The 22279-nt window shown below is 64.7% G+C and carries 30 protein-coding genes and 1 tRNA gene; 16 read left to right on the top strand and 15 right to left on the bottom strand.

Annotated features, from left to right (window positions below):
* Positions 1–85: 85 nt before the first annotated feature.
* The gene (locus tag KBZ14_RS13695; RefSeq protein ID WP_255118900.1) at positions 86–559 is read right to left on the bottom strand and encodes a 6-carboxytetrahydropterin synthase; all 474 of its coding nucleotides are present in this window, start codon (positions 557–559) and stop codon (positions 86–88) included.
* A 50-nt stretch (positions 560–609) separates the two neighbouring features.
* Between KBZ14_RS13695 and hisIE the strand changes: the two genes are divergently transcribed.
* On the top strand, positions 610–1317 hold the full coding sequence (gene hisIE, locus KBZ14_RS13690; RefSeq protein ID WP_255118899.1) for a bifunctional phosphoribosyl-AMP cyclohydrolase/phosphoribosyl-ATP diphosphatase HisIE: 708 nt from the start codon (positions 610–612) through the stop codon (positions 1315–1317).
* Here hisIE and KBZ14_RS13685 read toward each other — a convergent pair.
* Genes KBZ14_RS13685 through KBZ14_RS13670 form a run of 4 tightly spaced genes read right to left on the bottom strand, consistent with a single transcriptional unit; the run spans position 1256 to position 6753 of the window.
* The gene (locus KBZ14_RS13685) at positions 1256–2449 is read right to left on the bottom strand and encodes an efflux RND transporter periplasmic adaptor subunit (protein WP_255118898.1); all 1194 of its coding nucleotides are present in this window, start codon (positions 2447–2449) and stop codon (positions 1256–1258) included. The genes hisIE and KBZ14_RS13685 overlap by 62 nt on opposite strands.
* Positions 2442–5603, bottom strand: coding sequence for an efflux RND transporter permease subunit (locus KBZ14_RS13680; protein WP_255118897.1), 3162 nt, complete (start codon positions 5601–5603; stop codon positions 2442–2444). Before KBZ14_RS13680 ends, KBZ14_RS13685 begins: the two co-directional genes overlap by 8 nt.
* Positions 5600–6250: a zinc metalloprotease gene (locus tag KBZ14_RS13675; RefSeq protein WP_255118896.1), complete on the bottom strand. Its 651-nt coding sequence runs from the start codon at positions 6248–6250 to the stop codon at positions 5600–5602. The genes KBZ14_RS13680 and KBZ14_RS13675 overlap by 4 nt, the downstream gene beginning before the upstream one ends.
* An 11-nt stretch (positions 6251–6261) precedes the next feature.
* Complete coding sequence (locus KBZ14_RS13670) at positions 6262–6753, bottom strand: DUF2214 family protein (protein ID WP_255118895.1); 492 nt, start codon at positions 6751–6753, stop codon at positions 6262–6264.
* 260 nt (positions 6754–7013) lie between these two features.
* Between KBZ14_RS13670 and KBZ14_RS13665 the strand changes: the two genes are divergently transcribed.
* From KBZ14_RS13665 to KBZ14_RS13645, 5 genes are all read left to right on the top strand, one after another.
* Positions 7014–7937, top strand: a complete 924-nt coding sequence (locus KBZ14_RS13665; RefSeq protein ID WP_255118894.1) for a sigma-70 family RNA polymerase sigma factor — start codon at positions 7014–7016, stop codon at positions 7935–7937.
* 113 nt (positions 7938–8050) lie between these two features.
* On the top strand, positions 8051–8422 hold the full coding sequence (locus KBZ14_RS13660) for a YkvA family protein (RefSeq protein ID WP_255118893.1): 372 nt from the start codon (positions 8051–8053) through the stop codon (positions 8420–8422).
* The gene (locus KBZ14_RS13655; RefSeq protein ID WP_255118892.1) at positions 8422–8745 is read left to right on the top strand and encodes a hypothetical protein; all 324 of its coding nucleotides are present in this window, start codon (positions 8422–8424) and stop codon (positions 8743–8745) included. The genes KBZ14_RS13660 and KBZ14_RS13655 overlap by 1 nt, the downstream gene beginning before the upstream one ends.
* Positions 8746–8795: 50 nt before the next feature.
* Positions 8796–9035: a hypothetical protein gene (locus KBZ14_RS13650; protein WP_255118891.1), complete on the top strand. Its 240-nt coding sequence runs from the start codon at positions 8796–8798 to the stop codon at positions 9033–9035.
* Between the two features lie 7 nt (positions 9036–9042).
* Entirely contained in the window at positions 9043–9510 is a 468-nt protein-coding gene (locus KBZ14_RS13645; protein ID WP_255118890.1) for a phosphate-starvation-inducible PsiE family protein, read from the top strand.
* On the opposite strand, the gene KBZ14_RS13640 is transcribed toward KBZ14_RS13645, so the two are convergent.
* Complete coding sequence (locus tag KBZ14_RS13640; protein ID WP_255118889.1) at positions 9452–10003, bottom strand: Nif11 domain/cupin domain-containing protein; 552 nt, start codon at positions 10001–10003, stop codon at positions 9452–9454. The two genes, KBZ14_RS13645 and KBZ14_RS13640, sit on opposite strands and share 59 nt — an antisense overlap.
* Entirely contained in the window at positions 10003–10509 is a 507-nt protein-coding gene (locus tag KBZ14_RS13635; protein ID WP_255118888.1) for a GNAT family protein, read from the bottom strand. Before KBZ14_RS13635 ends, KBZ14_RS13640 begins: the two co-directional genes overlap by 1 nt.
* Positions 10510–10628: 119 nt before the next feature.
* On the opposite strand from KBZ14_RS13635, the gene KBZ14_RS13630 reads away from it, so the two are divergent.
* Positions 10629–10994 (top strand): AbrB family transcriptional regulator, encoded by a 366-nt coding sequence (locus KBZ14_RS13630; RefSeq protein ID WP_255118887.1) that lies wholly within the window; start codon positions 10629–10631, stop codon positions 10992–10994.
* 56 nt (positions 10995–11050) lie between these two features.
* On the opposite strand, the gene KBZ14_RS13625 is transcribed toward KBZ14_RS13630, so the two are convergent.
* The 3 genes from KBZ14_RS13625 to KBZ14_RS13615 all read right to left on the bottom strand — a co-directional run bounded on the left by KBZ14_RS13625 (position 11051) and on the right by KBZ14_RS13615 (position 12892).
* Positions 11051–11911 (bottom strand): ATP-binding protein, encoded by an 861-nt coding sequence (locus tag KBZ14_RS13625; protein WP_255118886.1) that lies wholly within the window; start codon positions 11909–11911, stop codon positions 11051–11053.
* A gap of 164 nt (positions 11912–12075) precedes the next feature.
* Positions 12076–12417 carry a hypothetical protein gene (locus KBZ14_RS13620; RefSeq protein WP_255118885.1) on the bottom strand — a complete coding sequence of 114 codons (342 nt, stop codon included), beginning with the start codon at positions 12415–12417 and terminating at the stop codon, positions 12076–12078.
* A gap of 31 nt (positions 12418–12448) precedes the next feature.
* The gene (locus KBZ14_RS13615; RefSeq protein ID WP_255118884.1) at positions 12449–12892 is read right to left on the bottom strand and encodes a metallophosphoesterase family protein; all 444 of its coding nucleotides are present in this window, start codon (positions 12890–12892) and stop codon (positions 12449–12451) included.
* Between the two features lie 89 nt (positions 12893–12981).
* Between KBZ14_RS13615 and KBZ14_RS13610 the strand changes: the two genes are divergently transcribed.
* Together KBZ14_RS13610 and KBZ14_RS13605 are read left to right on the top strand one after the other, a co-directional pair.
* The gene (locus KBZ14_RS13610) at positions 12982–13380 is read left to right on the top strand and encodes a c-type cytochrome (protein WP_255118883.1); all 399 of its coding nucleotides are present in this window, start codon (positions 12982–12984) and stop codon (positions 13378–13380) included.
* 104 nt (positions 13381–13484) lie between these two features.
* Complete coding sequence (locus KBZ14_RS13605; RefSeq protein WP_255118882.1) at positions 13485–14447, top strand: outer membrane protein; 963 nt, start codon at positions 13485–13487, stop codon at positions 14445–14447.
* 68 nt (positions 14448–14515) lie between these two features.
* Here the strand turns inward: KBZ14_RS13605 and KBZ14_RS13600 are convergent, their stop codons facing one another.
* Positions 14516–14782: a YciI family protein gene (locus KBZ14_RS13600; protein ID WP_255118881.1), complete on the bottom strand. Its 267-nt coding sequence runs from the start codon at positions 14780–14782 to the stop codon at positions 14516–14518.
* Between the two features lie 169 nt (positions 14783–14951).
* Between KBZ14_RS13600 and KBZ14_RS13595 the strand changes: the two genes are divergently transcribed.
* On the top strand, positions 14952–15377 hold the full coding sequence (locus KBZ14_RS13595) for a hypothetical protein (protein ID WP_255118880.1): 426 nt from the start codon (positions 14952–14954) through the stop codon (positions 15375–15377).
* 4 nt (positions 15378–15381) lie between these two features.
* Here KBZ14_RS13595 and KBZ14_RS13590 read toward each other — a convergent pair whose 3' ends face one another.
* Genes KBZ14_RS13590 through KBZ14_RS13575 form a run of 4 tightly spaced genes read right to left on the bottom strand, consistent with a single transcriptional unit; the run spans position 15382 to position 17625 of the window.
* Positions 15382–16143, bottom strand: a complete 762-nt coding sequence (locus KBZ14_RS13590; protein ID WP_255118879.1) for a class I SAM-dependent methyltransferase — start codon at positions 16141–16143, stop codon at positions 15382–15384.
* Entirely contained in the window at positions 16127–16945 is an 819-nt protein-coding gene (gene trpA / locus KBZ14_RS13585) for a tryptophan synthase subunit alpha (protein ID WP_255118878.1), read from the bottom strand. The genes KBZ14_RS13590 and trpA overlap by 17 nt, the downstream gene beginning before the upstream one ends.
* Positions 16946–17005: 60 nt before the next feature.
* Complete coding sequence (locus KBZ14_RS13580; RefSeq protein WP_255118903.1) at positions 17006–17341, bottom strand: DUF3007 family protein; 336 nt, start codon at positions 17339–17341, stop codon at positions 17006–17008.
* A 32-nt stretch (positions 17342–17373) separates the two neighbouring features.
* Positions 17374–17625, bottom strand: coding sequence for an NAD(P)H-quinone oxidoreductase subunit L (locus KBZ14_RS13575; protein ID WP_315856152.1), 252 nt, complete (start codon positions 17623–17625; stop codon positions 17374–17376).
* Positions 17626–17698: 73 nt separating this feature from the next.
* Here KBZ14_RS13575 and KBZ14_RS13570 point away from each other — a divergent pair.
* The 6 genes from KBZ14_RS13570 (at position 17699) to KBZ14_RS13545 (ending at position 22277) form a co-directional block, all read left to right on the top strand.
* Positions 17699–17782 (top strand) — tRNA-Leu (locus KBZ14_RS13570).
* A 129-nt stretch (positions 17783–17911) separates the two neighbouring features.
* Complete coding sequence (locus tag KBZ14_RS13565) at positions 17912–18409, top strand: DUF2231 domain-containing protein (RefSeq protein ID WP_255118901.1); 498 nt, start codon at positions 17912–17914, stop codon at positions 18407–18409.
* The gene (locus tag KBZ14_RS13560; RefSeq protein ID WP_255118877.1) at positions 18409–19053 is read left to right on the top strand and encodes a DUF2231 domain-containing protein; all 645 of its coding nucleotides are present in this window, start codon (positions 18409–18411) and stop codon (positions 19051–19053) included. The genes KBZ14_RS13565 and KBZ14_RS13560 overlap by 1 nt, the downstream gene beginning before the upstream one ends.
* Before the next feature lie 14 nt (positions 19054–19067).
* Entirely contained in the window at positions 19068–20006 is a 939-nt protein-coding gene (locus KBZ14_RS13555) for a cytochrome c oxidase subunit II (RefSeq protein ID WP_255118876.1), read from the top strand.
* Between the two features lie 4 nt (positions 20007–20010).
* The gene (locus KBZ14_RS13550) at positions 20011–21687 is read left to right on the top strand and encodes a cytochrome c oxidase subunit I (protein ID WP_255118875.1); all 1677 of its coding nucleotides are present in this window, start codon (positions 20011–20013) and stop codon (positions 21685–21687) included.
* Positions 21684–22277, top strand: coding sequence for a cytochrome c oxidase subunit 3 (locus KBZ14_RS13545; RefSeq protein WP_255118874.1), 594 nt, complete (start codon positions 21684–21686; stop codon positions 22275–22277). The genes KBZ14_RS13550 and KBZ14_RS13545 overlap by 4 nt, the downstream gene beginning before the upstream one ends.
* Positions 22278–22279 lie beyond the last annotated feature (2 nt).

Genomic DNA, 22279 nt, shown 5'->3' with positions numbered 1-22279 from the left:
GGTTGAGTTGGTTGCGATGAAGGCGGAGCTAGCCCAGCTGTGGAGTTCCTGGCAGGAGTGCGGGGGCGTGAAGTCCGCCTGAGCGTCAGCTGGGAGAGGGCAGCTCAAACCATTGGGGCACAGCCTCGAAGCAGGCGGCGTTCTTCTCGTTTTCGCGGGCTTCCACCTTCCAGCAGCAGCTGCGGCTCCCGTCGCGGGCCTGAAGCAGCGCGTTGGCCCACTGCCACACCAGCTGGGCACTGGCCTCCATGCCCACGTTGTCCATCACCCGCAGGTCGAGGGCCCCTTGCTCGTGCAGGGCCTGCCACTGCTCCAGCAGCGGGTCGTCGGCATTCACCAGAAAGGTGTGGTCGAACTGTTCCGCCAGCTGGGCCTGCAGGGCGCCGAGGCTGGAGAAATCCACCACGAAGCCGTGGATGTCCAGAGCGTTGGCCTGGAACCACACGGTGAAGCTGCGGCTGTAGCCATGCACGAACCGGCAGTGGCCGGGATGGCGCCACTGGCGATGGCAGCAGGGGTAACCGCTGAAGGTCTTCGAGCAGGTGAAGGCGGCGGTCATTCCCTCGGGGAGTGGGGCGGGAGGTGGGTCTTGCGGGAGGATCAGGTCAGATGGATCGGCTGCCCGTGCAGGCATCATTTCAGGCCCCGGATCCGGCCTTTCGCGCCTCACTCCTCGCCAGCCTTCGTTTTAACGAGGCCGGCCTGATCCCCGCTGTGGCCCAGGACTGGCTCGATGGAGCCGTGCTGATGGTGGCCTGGATGAATCAGGAGGCCATCGAGCACACCCTGGCCAGCGGTGAGGTGCATTACTGGAGCCGTTCCCGCCAGGAGCTGTGGCACAAGGGGGCCACCAGCGGTCAGCTCCAGAAACTGCGGGGCCTCCGCTACGACTGCGATGCCGATGTGCTGCTGCTCAGCATTGAGCAGATCGGAGCTGGGGCCTGCCACACCGGTGCCCGCAGCTGCTTCTACGACGAGGGGCCCACACCCAGCGGTGGCGGTCCTGCGGCTCCCCAGCCCCCGGCCGATGCCTGCACCGAGCTGATGCGGGTGATCGAGGACCGCCGCGATCGGCCCGAGCCGGGCAGCTACACCAACAAGCTGTTGGAGGGCGGTGACAACCGCATCCTCAAGAAGATCGGCGAGGAGAGTGCCGAGTTCGTGATGGCCTGCAAGGACAACAACCCCGCCGAGATCGCCGGAGAAGCGGCCGACATCGTGTTTCACCTGCAGGTGGCCCTGGCCCACCATGGCGTCAGTTGGCGCCAGGTGCAGGAGGTGCTGGCGCAACGCCGCGGGGCGCCCCGCCGGCCTTGATCCTCACCGGGCTGCCGTGCCGCAGCCCCATGGTGCCCGACACGATCACCCGCTCCCCCGGCCGCAGCCCCTCCAGCACCGGATAGCGGTTCCCCTGCAACGGGCCCACCTGCACTGGGCGCTGCAGCGCCATGGCGGTGCCTTTGTGGAGTCGCTCCAGCGCCTTCAGGTCGGCGCGGCCAGGGTCCTGGCGTAGCTGCTCGAGGTTGCCCACCACAAAGACAAAGGCCTGGCCGAACTGGCGGGTCACCGCCTCAAACGGCACCGAGAGCTGCTGCTCGCTGCCCAATAGCACCCGCGTGCGCAGCCGCTGGCCATTGCGCAGCAGGCCATCGGGATTGCGGATGATGGCCTTGGCCAGCAGGGTCTGGCTGGTGGCGCTGACGCCGGGGTCCACCTGGCTGATGCGGCCCTCCGCCTGCGGCTGGTCGCTATCGGCCGCCAGCAGCTGCACCGATTGCCCCGGCCGCAGCTGACCCATCCGGCCGGCGGGCACATCGATGCGTGCCAGTAGTCGTTCGTTGCGGATGATGCGGCTGAAAGGGGTGCCCGCGGACACCACATCGCCGGGCTTGATGGTCAGATCCCCCATCACCCCAGCAATCGGGGCGCGGATCTCCTTGTAGGCAAGATCCGCCAGCCTGGCCCGCAGGGACTCGCTCGATCCGATGGCGTTGGCCTGGTATTCCTCGGCCTGTAGGGCGCTGGCGGCCCCCTGGCTCACCAGGCTGCGAAAGCGCTCGTAGGCCAGTTGATCCCGTTTGGCCTTGGCCCGTAGGGCCTGCACCTCGGCCCGCAGCTGGGTTTGATCCAGCACCACCAGCAGCTGGCCGGCCCGTACGGAATCACCGGTGCGCACCAGCAGCCGCTGCACGCGACCGCCCGCTTGGGCCGCCAGGTCGATCTCCTCAGCCGCCTCGAGGGTGCTCACGGTGTTGAGGGTCTGCTCGAAGCGCTGGCTGCTGGCCGGCGCCACCGTCACCAGTGCCGGTGGCCGCCGTTTGCCGCCCTCGCCGCAGCCCGCCAGGCCCAGCAGGAGCGCCGCCAGGGTCACCGCCCCGGCGGGAGATCGATGGCGGCCACTGCCAGAGCCGATGTCAGCGTCCATGCCCTTGGCCCTTGCTTCAGCCATGGTGTCGTTGCCTCCAGCGCGATTGGTTCTGGAGCTCCCAGCCCTTGATGACCCGATAAACGCTGGGGACCACGAACAGGCTCAGGGCGGTGGACACCAGCGATCCTGAAAACACCACGGTGCCAAGGCTGATGCGGCTACCGGAGATGGCGCCACTGGCCAGCAGCAGGGGTACAACGCCCGCCAAGGAGGAGAAAACCGTGAGCAGGATCGGCCTCAGGCGACTCACGGCGGCTTCACGGATCGCCGCTTCGAGCTCCAGGCCCTCCCGCAGCCGTTGGTTGGCGAACTCCACGATCAACACGCCGTTCTTCGCCGCCAGGGCCACCAGCATGAGCAGGCCCATCTGGCCGTACACATCCAGGGGCAGGCCCCGCAGCATCAGCCCCGCCAGGGCTCCCAGGAGGGCTAGGGGCACGGTGATCAGGATGATCAGTGGATCGAGCAGGTTCTCGTAGAGGGCCGCTAGCACCAGCCCCATCACCAGCACCGCCAGCAGGAACACCCGCAGACTGCCGCCCCCCGCCAGCCGCTCTTCCCTGGCCAGGCCCGCCCATTCCAGGTCGGTGTCGCTGCTGCCCAGCCGCTGCTGGATCTGCTCCAGCTCCGCCATGGCCTGGCCGGTACTGACACCCGGGGCCGGAAGGGCCCGGATTGTGATCGCCCGCACCAAGCGGCTGTGGTTGATGGTGCTGGGGCCGGTGGCAGGCAGCACACGCACCACTTGGCCCACGGGGATCAGCTGGCCACTGCGGCTGCGCACCTGCAGGCTGAGCACATCCTCCGGGCCGCGGCGCCCCTGACCGTCGAGCTGCACGATCACGCGCCGCACCTGGTCGGCTTCAAAGCTGTCGTTCACATAGCTGCTGCCGAAGCTGGCGCCAATGGTGGACACCAGAGTGTCCAGGTCGATGCCCAGTGAGGCCAGCTGCAGCCGGTCCGGCTCCAGCCGCAACAGCGGCGCATCGGCGTTGAAGCGGGTGGAGACCCGCTCAAAGCGGCCGCTGGCGTTGGCGGCACTGATCAGAGCCTGGGCCCGTTGGGCGAACTGCTGCAGGCTGAGCTGGCCGTTGCTGGTGTCCAGCAGCTCAAGTTCCAGCCCCCCTTCGCTGCTGAAGCCCCGCACACTGGGGGGCGGACTCAGCTGCACCATGGCGTCGCTGATGCGCCGGCTGAGGGCGCGGTTCAGCCGTTGGGCAACGGCCTCGAGGCTGGTATCGCCGCTGCCCCGCTGGCCGATCGGCTTGAGCCGCAGAAACACGCTCCCTTTGTTGGGGCTGCTGTCCCCGAAGGAGCGGCCGGCGTAGAGGTTGGCGCTGGCCAGGCTCGGTTCCCGTTCCACCACCGCCCGTACTTGCTCCATCACCGCCTGGGTGCGCTGCAGTGACGACCCCTCCGGCAGCACCACGACCCCCCGCAGCTGGCCGTTGTCCTCCTGGGGCATGAAGGCGGTGGGACGCAGGCTGAGGCCAACGGCGGTGATCAGCAGCCCCAGGGCCAGGGCAAGCAGCACCCGGTGCCGCTGCTCGAGGCTGCGCTCCAGCCAGCGGCCGTAGGGCTCCTCCAGGCTCTCCAACCACCGCCGCGGCGGGTCGATGCAGCGCTGCAGCCAGGCCGGCTCCCGTTGCTCAGCGTGCAGGAAGCGGCTGGCCGCTACCGGCGTGAAGCTGATGGCGTTGAACGTTGACACGATGATCGCCGAGCCGATGCTGATGGCGATCGGGGCGTAGAGCCGGCCGAGGCTGCCCTGAAGCCCCAGCACCGGCAGAAACACCACCACCAGCACCACGGAGGTGGCAATCACGGCGCCCCCCAGCTCCGCCATCGCCTCCCGGGCGGCCGCCAACGGTGAAGCCCCACGCTCCAGCCGGCGCCCGATGTCCTCACACACCACGATGGCATCGTCCACTACCAGGCCCGACGCCAGCACCATCCCGAACAGGCTGAGGGTGTTGATCGAGCTGCCCGAGAGCTTGATCAGGCTGATGGACCCCAACAGGGACACCGGCACCGCCAGGGCGCTGATCAGGGCCAGGCGACTGTTCCCCAGCCCCAGCAGCAGCGTCAGGAACACCAGCAGCACCGCATCGCGCAGGCTGCCGGTGGCCTCGGCGATGCTCTCGCGCACCGTGTCGGCTTCGTTGACGATCAACTGCAGGTCGATCCCTGGCGGGAAGCGGGGCTCCAGTTCGGCGATGGCCTGCTCCAGCCGTTCGCTCACCTCCAGGGCATTGCTGCCATCGCGCTGGTACACCGCCAGCGCCACGGTGGGATCGCCCTGCAGGTTGGTGGCGATCGTGTCGTAGGTCTCGCTGCCCAGGTCCACACGGCCGATGTCGCGCAGCAGCACCACCCCCCCCTCTGGCCCGCGGCCCACGACCAGTTGCGCCAGTTCCTCGGGGCTGCGTAGCCGCCCTTCCATCCGCAGCGGCAGGGTGGTGGCCTGACCTGGTGGGCCGGGTTCATCGCCCGTCTGCCCCAGGGCCGCCAACACGTTCTGGGCCTCCAGGGCGCGGCTAACGTCAGCGATGGTGAGTTGGCGCTCCAAAAGAGCCGCCGGCTTGAGCCACAGCCGAAAGGCCAGCGGGCTGCCGCCATTGAGGGTCACTAGGCCCACCCCCTCCACCCGTTGCAGGCGTTCCTTCATCACCTGGTTCACCCAGCCGCTCAGGAACTGGGGGGAGTAGCGCCCCTTGCGAGCGCTGAAACTGAGCACCATCAGCAGGTCGTCGGAGCTGCGGCGCACCTGCACCCCCAGCCGCGCCACCGGTGCCGGCAGCTGACGCAGCACCTGGTTGGCCTCGTTCTGAGCATTGATCTGGTTGAGCTCCGGCTCACCCCCTTCAAAACTGAGGGTGATGGAGCTGCCGTTGGCGCTGCTGCTGGAGCGGATCGTCTGGAGGCGCTCCAGGCCGTTCAGCTGTTTCTCCAGCAGGGCCGTCACCCCTTGCTCCACTACCTCCGGGTTGCCGCCGGGATAGGTGCTGCGCACGGTGACCCGGCCCGGGGCGATGGGCGGCAGGTTTTCCACCTGCAGGCCTGCCAGGCTCAGGATCCCCAGCAGTAACAGCAGCAGGCTCAGCACCAGGCTGAACACCGGCCGGCGCAGGAACAGATCAGAGATGGTGCGCCGCGGTGGGTTCGGTTGGCTCATGGCTTCCCCAGCCCCGGCTGCTGCTGCACCCACTGCAGGGTGGCCCGGTCGCGCGGACTCAACTCCAGCACCGGTTCGGCTCCCGGCTGGGAGGCCATGGCATCACCGGGCTGATCGCTGTGGCCCCAGAGCCCAAAGGCATGGCCCAGCTCATGCAGGGCCGTGGCCTGGATGGCTCTGGGCCCCTGGCCAGGACTGATCAACACCTCCACCCGCGGCTCCAGTTGCCAGGGGCCGTCCCTTTTTACCTCCAGCAGCTGCAACTGCGCCCGGCCATGGCTGGCGCGCTGATTACGCAAGGGTGGGCGGCGCTGTTGCACCAGCACCTGGGCCCGGGTGGGGTCACTCACCAGGGTGATCGGCAGCTGACGCTGCCAGGTGGCCACAGCCGCCAGCACAGCCCCATGCCAGCGCTGCTGCCAGATCCCGGTGGGTTCTGTGTCGCTGATGGGTTCCACCCAGAGGCACCAGTGGTCGCGCCGGGGCCAGCCGGCGGGGGTGGGTCGCAGGGCCTGGCGGTAATCCGTGGGAGGCGTGGCGGCCGGATGGGCTGTTGGCGGAGCAGTGCTGCGGGCGTTGGGCGGTGCACTCCAGGGCCGGATCTCCGTGGATCTGGCACAGGGGAGGGTCGCGGGGGGTAGGTCCACGCGGGGCCGGTTCAGGCCGCCGGCAGGCCAACGCCCCGGGCCATCAGGGTGGCCAGCAGCGGCACAGCGGCAAAGCCCACCAGTTCGATGTTGAGGATCCAGCCCAGCCGTTTGGCCAGGGCCTCGCTCACTTGGGGGAGTTCCCCCTTGCGCAGCGGGATGGCCCAGAGGATGTAGGTGACGGTGGGATAGAGCGACAGCCCGCCCACCGACAGGTAGAGGCCCACCTTCCACCAGAACAGGGGATTCTGGGTGTAGAACTCGCTGCCCTGGCCGAAGTAGAGCACCCGCAGGATGCCACTCACCAGGAGTGCCAGAGCGGCCAAGCCGTACACCACATCGGTGATCACCATCAAGGTGGCGTCCTGCTTGCTGGGGTTCGGCTTGATCAGCCGCCGCTCCAGCACCAGGGCGCCGAAGCAGAGCATGAAGCTCAGATAGTGCACGTAGGCCACGCCCGCCCGGGAGAGCACATCGGGGGCGATCGCCGCAAAACCGGCCATGGAACTGGGGCTTCAGAAGGCCACGACCGTAGCCACCAGCCTCCTCAGGTGTGTGCATGGCAGGCAACACCGCCGGCGATGCGCTCAAAAGCGTTGGAAATCCGCAGGAATTAAGCGTTCTTTCTGGAGTTCAGTTGTGAATCTGTAGTTGGGAAGAAAACCGGTACTTGCGAAGCAATTGGGAAAGTTGGAAGCCTTTTGGGGGCTTTCATTTCTTCCTGAAAAAGCTTCTAGGTTCATTTGAGTGGATCGGAAGGATCATGGCCAGCTCCCTGAGTGCTTTCCTTGGAGAAATCGGCCGCCATCAGCTGTTGACTCCCGAGCAGGAGTTGATGCTCGGCCGCAAGGTGCAGGCCATGGTGGCCCTGAACGAACGCTGTGCCATGGCGGGGGGTGAGGGGGAAGCCTGCTCCTACGACGATGGTGAGAAGCGCACGATGCGTGTGGGTGAACGAGCCAAGGATCAGATGATCACGGCCAACCTGCGGCTGGTGGTGAACCTGGCCAAGCGCTACCAGGGCAAGGGCCTCGACCTGCTGGATCTGATCCAGGAAGGCACGCTTGGTCTCACCCGTGCCGTTGAGAAATACGACCCCACCCGTGGGCACCGTTTCAGTACATATGCCTATTGGTGGATTCGCCAGGGCCTGAACCGAGCCCTCTCCACCCAGAGCCGCACCATTCGTATTCCCGTGAATGTGAATGAGAAACTCACCCGTTTGCGGGCCGCCAAGGCACGGCTGTTACAGGCCAATGGCCTGCTGCCCACCGCCAAGCAGCTCGCCCAGATGATGGAGTTGCCCCTTGAGGAAGTGGAAGATCTGCTGGGTTGCGAACTGCGCAGCGTCACGGTGAGCCTCCAGGGAGTGGTGAAGTCGAAGTCGGATCCCACCGAGTTGGTGGATGTGCTTCCCAGTGAGGAGATGGCGCCGATGGAGCGCTGTGAGCTGGCGGAGCGCAATGCGGCGGTGTGGAAGCTGCTAGATCAGTCGAATCTCACCCCCAAGGAGCGCACGGTGGTGATGCTGCGCTTCGGGCTCGATGGCGGCAACGAGTGGCGCACCCTGGCGGAGGTGGCACGGCAGTTGGGCTGCAGCCGCGAGTACTGCCGCCAGGTGGTGCAACGGGCCCTGCGCAAGCTGCGCAAGGCCGGCATTCAGAGTGGGCTGGTGGAGGCCGATTGAGCCTCCGCTTCTCCAGGCGGTAAACCGCCGTGCAGGGCCGTGGCGACCCCCCTGCTGCCATGGCGCGATCAACTCACAATGGTGTCGTTGTTCCTCATCGGGAACTCTCTGCCATGGCTGCATCAAACCCCGTGAATGGCGATCCTCTAGATGCCCAGGTGCTCGACAGCACTGAGGTGGATGAGGGCGCTCTGCGCCGTTTGCTGCGCCGTGCGGGTCGCACCTTGGCCCGTCCTGCCCTCGAATGTCTGGAGCTGCTGCTCGATGGCAAGACTCCGCCGCAGGTGCGCATCACGATGGTGGCCGCCCTCACCTATCTGCTGGTGCCGATGGATCTGATTCCGGATTTCATCCCCGCGGCTGGCTTCAGCGACGACCTGGTGGCCCTCACGGCCCTGCTGGGCCTGTGCAGCACCCACATGAATGAGGAGATCCGCATCCGGGCACAGCGCAAACTGGATCGCTGGTTTCCCCACGGGCGCTGATGGCCACGCTCACTGCCGAGCAGCTCGACGACCTCCAGTCCTTTCTCAAGGACTGGTTGCGCCATGCGGGTCGCACCCAGGCGGACCTGCGCCGGGCCCTGCGGGCCAGCTCCATCCGTATGCCTGTGCTGCTGGAGGAGCTCGCCAGGATCCACGGCCGTGATGGTCTGATCGGCCTGGCAGAGCGCCTCTGTGAGATCGAATCCCTCTGGCAGGGCGAGGAAGACCTCGCTGATGACGACGAGAGTCCCCTGCCCCTGGCTCTGGAGGATTCCCTGGGCCAGCTCGACCTGCTGCTTCGGGAAATCCGGCTGGATACCTGACCCGCGGCCAGGGGGGGCGCGTCAGACTGAGCGCCGTAAGGGCAGGTGCCATGGTGTCGAACGCAGTGGGTGTGGTGTCGGGGCTCGTGTTGCTATTAGCAGCCACTCCCGCCCTGGCCCAGGTGGAGAGCTTCCTGTTGGGTCCTGGCAGCAAGGTGGGTCCCGCCACCAAGGTGGAGCCCACCAACTGCGTCACCGCTCCAGATGGCTCGATCACCTGTGGCACCAAGATCGTGAATCCGGAAGGCGATACGCCCGCCAAGCCGCAGTACAGCCCCTTCAACCGCTGAGTCCGTGGTGGAGAAGGGGTTTCTGAGGGTCGTGTACGGGTTTGAGCGGCAGCTGGCCAAGCTGCTCGCCAGCATCCTGGCGGCTGTGATTGTGGTGGCCACCCTCCAGCTGGTGCTGTTCCTCGGCACCGATCTGCTCGATCTGCGGGTGGACTGGACGGGCGAAGGCCTGATTGGCTTGCTCGACCAGATCCTGGTGATCCTGATTGCCTTGGAGGTGCTCCAGAACCTCACGGCCTATCTACGCGAGCACGTGGTGCAGATCGAGCTGGTGCTGATCACAGCCCTCACGGCGCTGTCCCGCAAGCTGATCGTGATGCCGCCGGGTAGCCAGAAAGATGGCTCTCTGTTGATTGGCCTCTCGGCGGGAGTGCTCTCGCTGGCGGTGGCCTATTGGCTGGTGCGCCAGTCGCACCTTATGCGGATGCCTTCCAGAAGAGAGCCAGCCAAAGGGTTCCTGGAGCAGGATCCGTAGCCAGCACCCGATGGCGGCGGTGGGCCTCGATCAGCACACTGTCGCCCACGCAGAGGTCCCGGGGTGCCGTTTCATCGGCGAATTCGATTGTGGCGCTGCCCCGTAGCACCAGGATCCATTCGTGGTCGTGTTGGTCGTACCAGAACCCTGGTGCGCTGCAGGATCCACAGGAGTGGATGCGCTCCAGTCTCCAGTCCGGCGTCTGAAGGAGCACCTCCACCCGTTCTTCGCCGGCAGCTGGGGCCCTGCCCTCCAGCAGGTTGCGCTGATCAGGATGGTTGGCGCCTGGATGCGTTGGGCTGGGCCCCTCGGCTCTGTCACCCCAGCGCCGGCCGATGTCAAATCCCCATTGCGCAGCCAGGGTCACCACATCGTGATGGCTGTCGCAGTCCCGTAGGGCGTTTTGCACGGCGGGGTTCGCCTCACTCAGGGCCACAAGGGCATTGAGCTGGCGGATCTTCTCGAGAAATTGCTGCAGCTGGGCTTCGGCCATCAGCTCAGTATCAATGCCCCCTGGGCTTGGTTCAGGGGTTTGGCCATGCGGAAGCGGCGGAACAACACCCCGTTGATCAGCAGTTCCTCCTGCCAGCTCACCTGCCAGCCCTGGCTGCGGAACAGCGGTTCTGAGATCAAGCTGGCCTCCGTTCGCAGCCGCGGGATCCCACGCCGGCGGCCCTCCTCTTCCAAGGCCCGCAGCAGTGCCCCGCCACGACCTTCACGGCAGGCGCGGCCCCGGCAATAGAGCAGGGCCACGTGATCCTCGGGGTCCAACAGTGCAAAGGCCTCAGCCTTGCCATCCACTGAACGACTCACGAGCCCCCAGCCCCGCCGCAGGGAGTTCCGTAATGGTGTAATGCCAGATCCCGATCTTGCCTGCTGTGACCAGGCCTTTACCTGTGCTGGGCTGTACTGGGCGGGGGCGACAGTTTCCACCGCATCGCGATAGATCTCCAGGGCAGCATCGTGATCCTGGGCTGCAAGGGGAGTGATGGCGTTCATTTCCGTGGCGTACTGCCGATATGGCTGGGTTGATTCTTCCGTGCTCATCGGCGAGCCATGGCATGCATCGTGGGCATGTTGTAAGTTATGGAGGCTGAATTGATGAACCCACGAAATCAATGCTCACCGGATCCGAACTGCTGGCCAAGGTCAAGGAACTGGGCGATGTGGGTAAATCCGAGATCGTCCGCTCCTGCGGTTACGTCTCCACCAAGAAGGATGGCGGCGAGCGGCTCAACTTCACGGCCTTCTATGAGGCCCTGCTGGAAGCCAAGGGTGTTGAGCTCGGTGTCAGCGGCAAGGTTGGCAAGGGCGGCCGCAAGCTCAGCTATGTGGCCACCGTTCAAGGCAACGGCAATCTTCTGATCGGTAAGGCCTACACCGCCATGCTCGATCTCAAGCCCGGCGACGAGTTTGAAATCAAGCTGGGTCGCAAGCAGATCCGCCTGATCCCTGCAGGCTCCACCGAAGAAGACGAAGAGTGAGTCCTGTGGTTCAGCACCCCTGAGGCCCTGGCTGTTACCCACTCAGCCCTCGGTTCTCAACTCAGCTGAACCCACATCACGTCGTCGGGCAGATTCCGCTGCTGTTCGCCCCCGTTGATGCGTTCACCGGGGGCTTTTTGTTGGCTGCCGGCGGCATCAAGGTCGCGATAGTCCTGCGGCTGGCAGGAGAGCAGCAGGATCTGGATGCCCTGCTCCATGCCACGCCGCAGCATGTGTTTGAGCCCCACCAGGCGTTCGCGGTCGCTGTTGGTGAAGGCATCGTCAAACACCAGCGGTAGGCCAGAGGCGTAGGCGGGGTGCAGCACCTCCGCCAGCGCCGGGCGGCGGCCAGCTGCCAGCTGCTCGCGCATGCCGCCACTGAGACGATCAAAGTCATAGGCCTCGCTGCCCTGGCGCAGCTGCAGATCCTGAAAGCCCTGCTGGGGATCGAAGGCCAAGAGGGGCTGGAGTGGCGTGGTGGTGAGGGTCGCCATGTAGGGGCCGATTGCCTCCCGCAGGGGTTCGCTGTAGCGGTTGGCCAGCCGGCTCTGGGCCTCGTGAAAGCGGCTCTGCAGCAGGGTGAGGGCCTGGGCCTGCCGTTGCTCCAGCTCGGCAGCGGGGTCGTTGGAGCCCAGGCTGGCGCAGCGCTGTTCGGCCTGGCCGCGGCTGGTGGTGAGCTGCTGCTGGAGTGCGCGCTCGCGCGTTTCACTCTGTTGCTGGCTGGTCGCCAGCCGCTCCAGCTGGCGGTTCAGGCTGGTGCTGGAGCTGCGCAGGTTCTGCAGTGCCCACTCCAGGCCAGCACGATCCAGCTGAGGCAGATCGGAAGCCTCAGGATCAATGGCCAGGTTGACCGCCCAGGCCAGGGAATGGCGGCCGCTGCCTTGCGCAGGGTGGTGAGCTCCGCGTCCAGATCGCACCGTTGGCGTTCGATTGTTTCGGCGGCATCGCTCGTGGCCACTCCGAGCTTGGCCTTGAGGCTCCTGAGACGCTCGCGGCAGCGCAGCTGTTCAGCCTGGGCCTGGGGCAGAGCCTGGTCCCCCCTGGGTTGAGTCGCATTACCCCCCCGGACCTACCTGCAGGTTCACCTCGGCCGTGAGCTGATAGCGCTCGCCGGGCTATAGCGGGGTGCCGCCATCCAGGCGGATGGGCTCGTCGGCTTGGAGCACCTCCAGGCTGGCCGCCATGGCCTGGCAGCGGGCGCCAGGGCCTGTTCGGCCTGGCGCAGCTGACGTACCTGCTCCGTGGCAATGGTCGGCAGGGACGCCAGTTGGCGCTTGAGGCCCTCGGCTTCGCCCCGGAGTGCCTGGAGCTGCTGCTGGTGTTCGTGGAGTTGCAGCTCCTCCGCTCGGAGTTGGTGTTGATCCAGCCGCTGCCGCTGCAGGAGGGCCGGCCGTTCGTTGCTCTCGATGCGCTGCTGGGCCATGGGCCAGCACGAGCCGCGGCTTGCTCGTGGGTCAGTCAGCCCAGGCGATCTGCCGCAGCCAGGCACAGGGGTCGTCGCTGTCGCTGCGGCCCAGCAGCGGGCAGGGCAGCACGATGGCGTGCTCCAACTCCAGAACCTGGCGGTTCAGCAGCACCTGCAGGTTCGGGGTCCGCCGTTGCTGTTCACTCCGGAAGAAGCTGTTGTGCCACACGCTGCCGGGGATCACCAGCACCGGCACTGCCAGGTTGCCGATGGCCTGGCACACGGCGCTCACGTCGCTGCTGCTGGGGGTAGGCGAGTTGAACAGATCACCGGCTACCAAGAGAAAAGCCGCCTGGCGGGCCTGGACGTGGTGGCCGATGCCCGCGATGGCCTCCAGCCGCACCTGGCGCAACCGGGCTCGCTTATCGGGGTCCTTCACCCGGGCATAGGGCTGTCCGATCTGCCAGTCGGCACTGTGCAGAAACGACAGCATGCAGGTGGGTGAAGACGCGTCCATCTCAGCGCGTCGGCACAGGCCTGGCGAGCATCAGACTTCCCCAAGGATCCTGCACCGCTATTCCCATGGCCATCAGCCTCAAGCCCTGGAGTGAGGCCCGCCCTCTGGCCTTGGGCCTGTTGCGTGGGCTGCTGCTGCTGGCCGCGTTGCTGCTGCTGCTGTTCTGGCCGCGTCCGGCCTGGGCCATGGCCGACGCTGTCGACTTAGGGCGTGGTGCTCAGCTGTTCGAGAATCACTGCGCTGGGTGCCACGTGAACGGCGGCAACATCATTCGCCGTGGCAAAACATTGCAGCTCAAGGTATTGGAGCGGCAGGGGCTGGCCTCCGAGGAGGCGATCGCCGCCATTGCCACGGCTGGTCGCGGCCAGATGAGCGGCTATGGCTCCGTTCTGGGAGACGATGGCATTCGCGATGTGGCGGCCTGGGTGTGGCAGCAGGCGCTATCGGATTGGCCTCGAGGCTGAGCAGCCCATCTCCACGCATTCCTCATCGACGGTTTGAGACCAAAGGTCTGCAGGACAAGGTTGCTGCGTCCTCGCCTTGTTGCTAACGCGCTCGCTGATAGTTATTGCCGCAGGGCTGCGTCGTTTTTGCTGAAAATGTCAACTTCTTTCGGGGGGCATGTTTTGCTCTCGATGAGCACTCATTGGTGCTGACTAGCTTCGTGTTTTGGTATCCATCGATTCACCCTGACGAAATGACCCGTTCATTTTTCTCGGCGCTTCTGCTCGGTGCCGGTGCGGCCATGGGCACCGCGCCAGCTCTTGCTGCTGACCCTCAGGTCGCTCAGAGCTACGCCGTTGAGCCGGTGGCTTACGAGCAAGGAACTGGTTTCTACGCCACCATCGGTCTGGGCGCCCAGTGGCCCCAGGGGCAGAACGTCAACGGCGGCGGTGCCTGGAATGGCTTCAGCGCTGAAACCGGCTATGGCGGTGGTTTCTCGGGAGAAATAGGCGTTGGTTACGATTTCGGTGCGATCCGCACGGAGCTGACCTACGGCTACTCCCAGGCCAGTGCCAACAATCTCACCGTGAATGCACTGGGTGGTGTGATCAGTCCTGGTATCAGTGGCAACATCAGCAAAAATGATGTGCTGGTGAGTGCTTATTGGGATATCGCCATCGGCAGTCGCTGGGTGCCTTACGTCGGCGGTGGCATTGGCTACACCAATCTCAGTACCCCCAATATCTCCGCTGCTGGCTATAATACTAGTGGTGGTAATAGTGGTAACTTTGGCTATCAGGCCAAGGTTGGCGTCTCCTATGTAGCCAACCGCAACGTGGACGTCTTCCTAGAAGGTGTCTATCAAGGTGCCAACAGCGGTCGCACCATCAGCGGTACCAACGCTGCTGGTCAGAGTGTTTCGGCCGATTTCGGCTCCTTCAATAGCTGGGGCGCCAAGTTGGGTGCCCGTTGGCGCTTTGGCGGCGAACCTGCTCCAGTGGCAGTTGTTGAACCTGCTCCCGCTCCTGCGCCGGCCCCCGAGCCTGTGCCTGCCCCGGCTCCCGAGCCCATCCGTGGCCTTTGGTGAACATCGAGGTCAGCTGACCGAGGGATGAGCGGGGTTCCCCCGCTCTTTTCTGTGGTTGTAGTTGTGCCTCAGAAGGCCTGGATCCAGGGGTACACCTGGATCTCCGTCCAGATGCCGTGGCGCCAGTACACATCGGCCTTGAGCAGCTCGTCCACCTGCTGTTGGTTCTCTGCCTCGTAGATGCCAAACACGTGGGTGCTGCCCTCCGTGGGCCCGAGGGTCACGAGAAGGCCCGCATCCTTTTGCTGCTGCAGACCTGCCAGGTGCTCCTCTCGGTAGGGAGCGCGCTTCTCAAGGGCGTTGTCGCAATAGGTGCCCCAGAGCACGAAACGCATGGCGGTGTCAGCGCAGATTGTGCCTCAACCTACCGGTTTAAGGCGAGAACAGCCGCACGGTCACGCTGCAGGTGAATTGGCGCGGATGCTGGTTGGGATGGGTGTGGGCTGCCTGTCAACGATGTGGGTCTTGATCAAGATCGTGATGCTGCATCCAGAAGGCATGCCCATGGCAACGGCTCATCAGCACCTCAGGCGGGTGCAGGTTCTCTGGCTGGCGTGGTTCCTGGCGATGCTGTTTCACACGGATCTGGGCTTGATGCCGCTGTTCCACGGGCTCTCTCCCGAAATTGAGAGCCATGTGGCGGTGGAACGGCTGCCGATCGTGTTCTGGGCGATGTTGCTCTATTTCATGATCCCCCTGGCGGCCATGGTGTTGAACACCTACGCCGATACCAGCGCCACTGGATGGCGGGGATGGCGTCGGTTTCACCTGGGCCTGGGCATCGTGTATTCCCTCACCAATGGGGTCCACATGGTGGTGGACATCTTGATTCCCGATTCCCGGGCCGATCAGGTGCTTCTGATGGCGGTGATGGTGCTGATCGGGTTGTTGATCAACCGCGAGAGTTGGGGTTGGTGCCGCCACCGCTGAGCCGTCAGGGGGACACCAGTCCCCAGCGCCCCATGAAGGGCCAGCGCACCGGCACCCTGGCGGCGGCGCCGCCGGGCCAGAGGAGCTCCAGCTCCGCGGCCAGGTTCGCCAGCGGATCCACACCGGTTTCCCGCGCCGCCTGCACGGCCGACCAAGTGCCCAGGTAACCCAGCAAGGCAGGCAAGGTCCATTGTCGTTCGATCACCAGGTCGGCAGGGAACGGCCATTCCTCGCCGGGGAAGGGCAGTCCGGCGTAGGACTGATCCACCCAGCGGCGCTGGGGAGGCCACCAGGGTGTGAGATCAACGCTGTAAAAGCGATCCACAACGGTCTGGAGGTGGGGCTCCGCCAGCTGTAGGGGCAGGTAGCCGATCCAGGCCATGGCAGCCCCGGGCCTGATCACGCGCCGCACCTCGGCATTGAAGCCCTCCCCGGCAAACCAGTGCACAGCAGCAGCCACCAGCACCCCATCCACGCTGGTGTCCTCCAGGCCGCTGCCTTCAGCCGAGGCGCAGCGGTAGTGGACCCCTGGGTGCTGGAACGCTGCTTCCAGCTGGGCAGCACTGGCATCGGTGGCGATCACCTGGGCGAAGTGCTCGGCCAGGGCCAGGGAGGCTTGGCCGTTGCCACAGCCGCAATCCCACACCCGCTCCTGGCCAGGGCAGCGCTCAGCGAAGGCGGCGAAGAAGGCAGGGGGGTAGGTGAGCCGATGGCTGGCGTAGTGGCGGGCTACGGCCCCAAACAGTTGCTCAGGCGTCGAGGGCATGGCGCAGCTGGCCGCAGAACTGACCAGCAGCGGCGGCCACATCCGCTCCCTGGCCATGGGCTTCCGCCATCACCTTCACCAGGGCACTGCCCACGATGGCTCCATCGGCTCCCCAGTCCCGCACCTGGCGGGCCTGATTGGGGCCGGAGATGCCGAAGCCCACGGCCACGGGGGTGGGTCCCATGCCCTTGAGCTGCTGCACCAAGCCGCCCACACGGTTCTCGATGGTGGTGCGCACACCTGTCACCCCGGTGACACTCACCAGATAGGTGAAGCCGCGACTGGCCGCAGCGATACGCCCCATGCGCTCGGCCGGAGTGGTGGGGGCCACCAGCAGCACTAGGTCGATGCCGTGGGCGGCGGCGATGGCGGAGAGCTTCTCCGCTTCTTCCAGGGGCAGATCCGGCACCACCAGGCCTGCGGCCCCAGCGGCAGCGGCCTCGCGGCAGAAGGGTTCCATGCCCCGATTCAGTAGGGGGTTGCTGTAGGTGAACAGGATCACCGGAATGCCCAGCTCCCCTTTCAGGCTGCTGAGCATCTCCAGAACCTTGCCGGGGGTGGTGGCGGCCGCCAGGGCTCGGCTGGCGGCCGCCTGAATCACAGGACCGTCGGCCAGGGGGTCGCTGTAGGGGATGCCCAGCTCAATCATGTCCGCCCCGGCGGCTTCCAGGGCCAGCAGGGTGGAACGGGTGTGCAGCAGGTCAGGATCCCCTGCCATCAGGAAGGGCATCAGGGCGCAACGCCCCTGGCTCTTGAGGTGCTCGAAGCGCTGCTGGATTGGGGTGGTCACGGCAGCGGTCATCGGGCCGGCGGGTCTTGCAATGCCACGAGCCTATGGGGTCGCTGGGCGTCGGCTTAGGCCTCAGCCCTGGGAGTTGTCATCCAGTTGGCCCAGCTCCCGCAGCAGTCTTTCCTGCTCGGCAGGGGGCAGGGCCTCGAAGCGCTTCTGCAGTTCCTCCTCAGTGGCGGAGTCGTAGGCCTCCCGGTAGCGGCGCCGCTGCTGCATGTAGGTCATGTTGCCTGTCACCACGCGGAACAGGTAGGAGCCTGTCCAGCCCAGAACGATCAGCACCAGCACAGCCTGGGCGGCGATGCCGGCTGAAAACCCCTCAAAGCCAGCGGCTGCAAAGGCCCAGTAGCCCAGGCCACCCACCGCAAAGATGCCCACGCCCAGGACGAGGGCCTTGGCCCGGGTAATGCCGGAGCCTCCAGTGCCTGACTCTGCCGCCATCAACCCTGGCCCTGACCGGCCATGCGCAGGTTGATGAAGGGAGCGAACAGGATCAGGCCGGGGAAGAACAGGAAGACCAGGCCGTAGACACCCGTGCGTTCGATCTTGCCCATGGTGGTCCAGCGCTTGGTCATCCAGGCCATCAGGGCCAGGGGCACCGCCACCAGATAGGCAAAGCCCAGGGCTGCGTAAGCCCCCAGCACCAGCAGCGTGTCCAGGGAGATGGAGCTGAGAAAACCTGGCAGAGGCACGGTGCCGGATCAGATCGTGCTCCAAATCTAGGATGGGTGCCTGGAAGGCTGGGAGACCCCGCTTCCAGCGCCTGGGAGCATGGCGGAATTGGTAGACGCAGCGGACTTAAAATCCGCAGACGGCAACGTTGTGGGGGTTCAAGTCCCCCTGCTCCCATCGAGGCCACTCACGCCAACCGCCAGCCTTGGGGCCAGGGTCATGTTGCGCTGATTGGCAATTCATGACAGCCGCATGACGAAGCCCGTGGGACTGCCCAGCGTGGGTGGATTCAGCACGGGCTTTCCCATGCTTGAGCTGCTACCGCCGCTCAACGACCACAACCTGCCCTGGATGGACACGATCCATCCGATCGTCGTTCACTTCGTGATCGCGATGGCGCTGATCGCCTTCGTGTTCGATCTGGCAGGGGTTCTGCTCCGCAAGCCAGCTCTCTATGAGGTGAGCTTCTGGAACTTGCTGTTCGCCACCGGAGCCATCTTCGTGGCGATCATCTTTGGCCAGGTGGAGGCGGGCCTCGCCTCTCCCTATGGGGCAGCCCGCAACATCCTCGACATCCACACCACCATCGGCTGGTCGCTGGCGGGAATTCTGTCGCTGCTCACCGGCTGGCGCTACGTGCTGCGCAACCGCGATCCCGAAACCCTCCCCCTTCCCTTTCTGGGGGCCGGCGGCCTGGTGAGTGCCCTTGTGCTGGTGCAGGTTGTTCTTGGCGACAAGTTGATCTGGACCTATGGCCTCCACACCGTGAAGGTGGTGGCGGCCATGCGAGAGGGGCTGATCTGATGGCTGCCCTCCCGCTCCTCATGGCACTGGCGTACAGCCCAGCAGAGGCGCCGATTGATCAGATCGCCTCCGCATTGGGAGCCAATGGCCTCCCCTACACGTTGCCGATCCACCCAAACCTGGTGCACCTCACCATCGGGTTGTTCGTGATCGCCATCGCCTTCGACGTGGTCGGTGCGCTTTATCCCCTGGAGAAGCGGGTGTTCCGCTTCCTGGCTCTGCCCATCACCCGGGGTGGCTTCCACGATGTGGGTTGGTACAACCTACTGGTGTGCTGCCTGGTGACCTTTTTCACCGTGGCGGCCGGCTTCTACGAAATGCTCACTGCGGTGGCCCTGCCGGGGGTTACTAGCACCTTCGGCCTCGGCAGCATGACCACCATGCTTTGGCATGGGGTTGGCGGCGTACTGCTGCTGCTGATCATCACCGGCATGACCGTTTGGCGTGGCTTTCAACGCTTCGTGTGGCGCCGGGAGATGGGCCGCCAGGTGCAGTGGCTCTACCTGGGCGTGGGGGTGGTGATGTTTGCGTTGCTCGGTCTGCACGGCACCCTCGGTGCCCAGTTGGCCGCCGAGTTCGGGGTTCATATAGCCGCTGATCAGTTGCTCCAGGCCGGGGCTGATCTGCATACCGCCCTTCCCTGAGGAGATTCTTCACCATGACAACCTCCTCGCCTCGACCCATCAACCGCTCAGCGGTTCTGGGCGTGTCCCTCTGGGTTGGCGTGCTGGTGCTGCTCAGCCACTGGATGGGCCAGCAGGCTTACCACTGGCTACCGGTGCAGGCCTCCAACGCCGCCCCACTGGTGGATGGCCTATTCAGCTTCGAAACCGCCCTCGGCACCTTTGTGTTTGCCGCTGTGGTGTCGGTGATGCTCTGGGTGATGGTGTTCAACCGCGCCGATAAATACGACGACAGTGATGCCGTTCCGATCGAGGGCAACACCAAGCTCGAAGTGATCTGGACCGCCATTCCTTTTGTGCTGGTGATGGGCATTGCCGTGTATGCGATGCGGGTGAACCACACGCTGGGGGTGCTGGGCCCGATGGAGCACATTCACGCCCACAACTCCACGGAGATTCAGGGCGGCTATCCAGGTGATCGCCTGCCTGCGGAGCAGGTGGAAGTCATTGCCAGGCAATGGTCCTGGGAGTTTCGCTATCCAGGGAGGAACGTGTCTGCCACGGAGTTGCATCTGGCCGTGGACCAACCGGTGACCTTCCGGCTTACCTCCGACGACGTGCTGCACGGCTTTTACATCCCCGCCTTCCGCTTGAAGCAGGATGTGATTCCCGGTAGGGCGATTGATTTCAGCCTCACCCCCACCCGTGAAGGTCGCTATCGCCTGCGGGATTCCCAGTTCAGCGGCACCTGGTTCGCTGCCAACCAGGCCGATGTGCTGGTGCACAGCCAGGACGATTATGCCGCCTGGTTGAAACAGGCCTCCGGCCAACCCCTGCAAGCGGGCTTGAGCCTGGCCAGCGAGGAATTCAGCCAGCGTCAGCAGCAGAAAAACCCGGGCTGGGCCACGGTGCCGCCCGCTCCACCGCCCCAGGTGAACGTTCCCGGATCCCCTTCACTCCCCCACGACGGCTGAAGCCATGACCAGCGCCACCTTCCCTGCCGATCCCAAACCGCCCGCTGGTTGGTCCCGTTATTTCGGCTTCAGCACCGATGCCAAGGTGATTGGCATTCAGTACATCGTGCTGGCGTTCTTCTATTTCCTGGTGGGTGGCTTTCTGGCCATGATCATCCGGGGTGAACTGATCACGCCGGCCTCAGATCTGGTGGATCGCACGGTGTACAACGGCATCTACACGATGCACGGAACCATCATGTTGTTCCTGTTCATCTTTCCGGTGCTGAACGGGCTGAACAACCTGTTGATCCCCACCATGATCGGCGCGCCCGACATGGCCTTCCCGAGGCTTAACACAGCGGCCTTCTGGCTGGTCCCCGTGTTCTCCCTACTGCTGGTATCCAGTTTCTTTGTGCCGGGCGGTCCTGCGGCGGCGGGTTGGTGGTCCTATCCACCGGTGAGCATTCAGAACCCCCTCGGCCACTTCATCAATGGCGAGTTCCTCTGGATCTTGGCGGTCGCCCTGTCCGGCATCTCCTCGATCATGGGGGCGGTGAATTTCGTCACCACCATCCTGCGCATGCGCGCACCGGGCATGACCCTGTTCCGCATGCCGGTGTTCTGCTGGACGGCCTTGGCGGCACAAAGCCTTCAGTTGATCGGTCTGCCTGCCCTCACCGGTGGCGCCATCATGCTGCTGATGGATCTCAGTTTCGGCACCAGTTTCTATCGGGCCGAGGGCGGTGGAGATCCGGTGCTGTATCAGCACTTCTTCTGGTTTTATTCTCATCCGGCCGTGTATGTGATCATCCTGCCGGTGTTCGGAATCTTCTCCGAGATCTTTCCTGTTTACAGCCGCAAGCCACTGTTTGGCTACGTCTATGTGGCCCTAGCCTCCTTCATCATTGTGGGTCTGGGGCTGGTGGTGTGGGTGCACCACATGTTCCCAAGCGGCGTATCCCAATGGATGCGTGATCTGTTCATGGGCACCACCATGCTGATCGCCGTTCCCACAGGCGTGAAGGTGTTCGCCTGGCTGGGGACGATCTGGGGAGGCAAGCTGCGGCTTACAACCCCGATGCTGTTCTGCTTGGGGGGCTTGTTTAATTTCGTGTTTGCCGGCATCACCGGCATCATGCTGGCCACGGTTCCGGTGGATATTCACGTGTCCAACACCTATTTCGTGGTGGGACATTTTCACTACGTGATTTATGGCGCAGCGGTGATGGGCATCTTTGCGGCCATCTACCACTGGTTTCCCAAGTTCACGGGTCGGATGCCCTACGAGGGCCTCGGCAAACTGCATTGTCTGCTTACCTTCGTGGGGGCGAACCTCAACTTCCTGCCCATGCATCCCCTCGGCCTGATGGGGATGCCCCGGCGGGTGTCCAGTTACGACCCTGAGTTCACCTTCTGGAACGTGATCGCCAGTCTGGGGGCCTTTCTGCTCGGTGTGTCCATCATTCCCTTTCTGCTCAACATGCTGAGCTCCTGGATTCGCGGACCCAAGGCCGGCCATAACCCTTGGAATGCCATCGGTCTGGAGTGGTTGCTGCCCTCTCCCCCACCGGTGGAAAACTTTGAGGATGAGGTCCCCACCGTGATCAGCCGTCCCTATGGCTATGGCTCCGGTGAGCCGCTCGTGGAACACCAGGAGGAGATTGAACGGCGTCTGGAGCTGCAGGAGGCAACGGCATGACCAGCGCGATCCCTACCCCGGCTCCAGCCCACGGGCATAGCGAGCATCCCAAGCACAATCTCACCGGCTTCATCATCTTTCTGTGCTCTGAGAGCGTCATCTTCCTGGCGTTCTTCAGTGGCTACGCCATCCTCAAAACCTCGGCCCTCAACTGGCTGCCGGCTGGTGTGGATGGCCTCGAGTGGCGCACCCCGCTGCTCAACACCGTGGTGTTGCTCTCCAGCTCCGGCGCCATAGTGGTGGCTGAGCACTTCAAGGCCAAGGAGAAGCTCTGGCTGTTCCGAGGCTTCTGGCTGCTCACCATGGCCATGGGGGCCTATTTCCTCTATGGCCAGGCGGTGGAGTGGAGCGGCTTGAAGTTCGGCTTCACCTCAGGCACCTTCGGCGGCACCTTCTACCTGCTCACGGGTTTCCATGGCTTGCATGTGGCCACGGGCATCCTGTTGATGGGAATCATGCTGATCAAATCCTTCATCCCCGGCAACTACGACGGCGGCGAACAGGGCGTTCAGGCCACCTCTCTGTTCTGGCACTTCGTGGATGTGATCTGGGTGGTGCTCTTCCTCCTTCTCTACGTGTGGCAGGCCTGATG

The organism is Synechococcus sp. HJ21-Hayes (genome assembly GCF_024345835.1).
Lineage (GTDB): Bacteria > Cyanobacteriota > Cyanobacteriia > PCC-6307 > Cyanobiaceae > Vulcanococcus.
The sequence above is the reverse complement of the archived record's forward strand: the minus strand, read 5'-3'. Positions and strand labels throughout refer to the sequence as shown.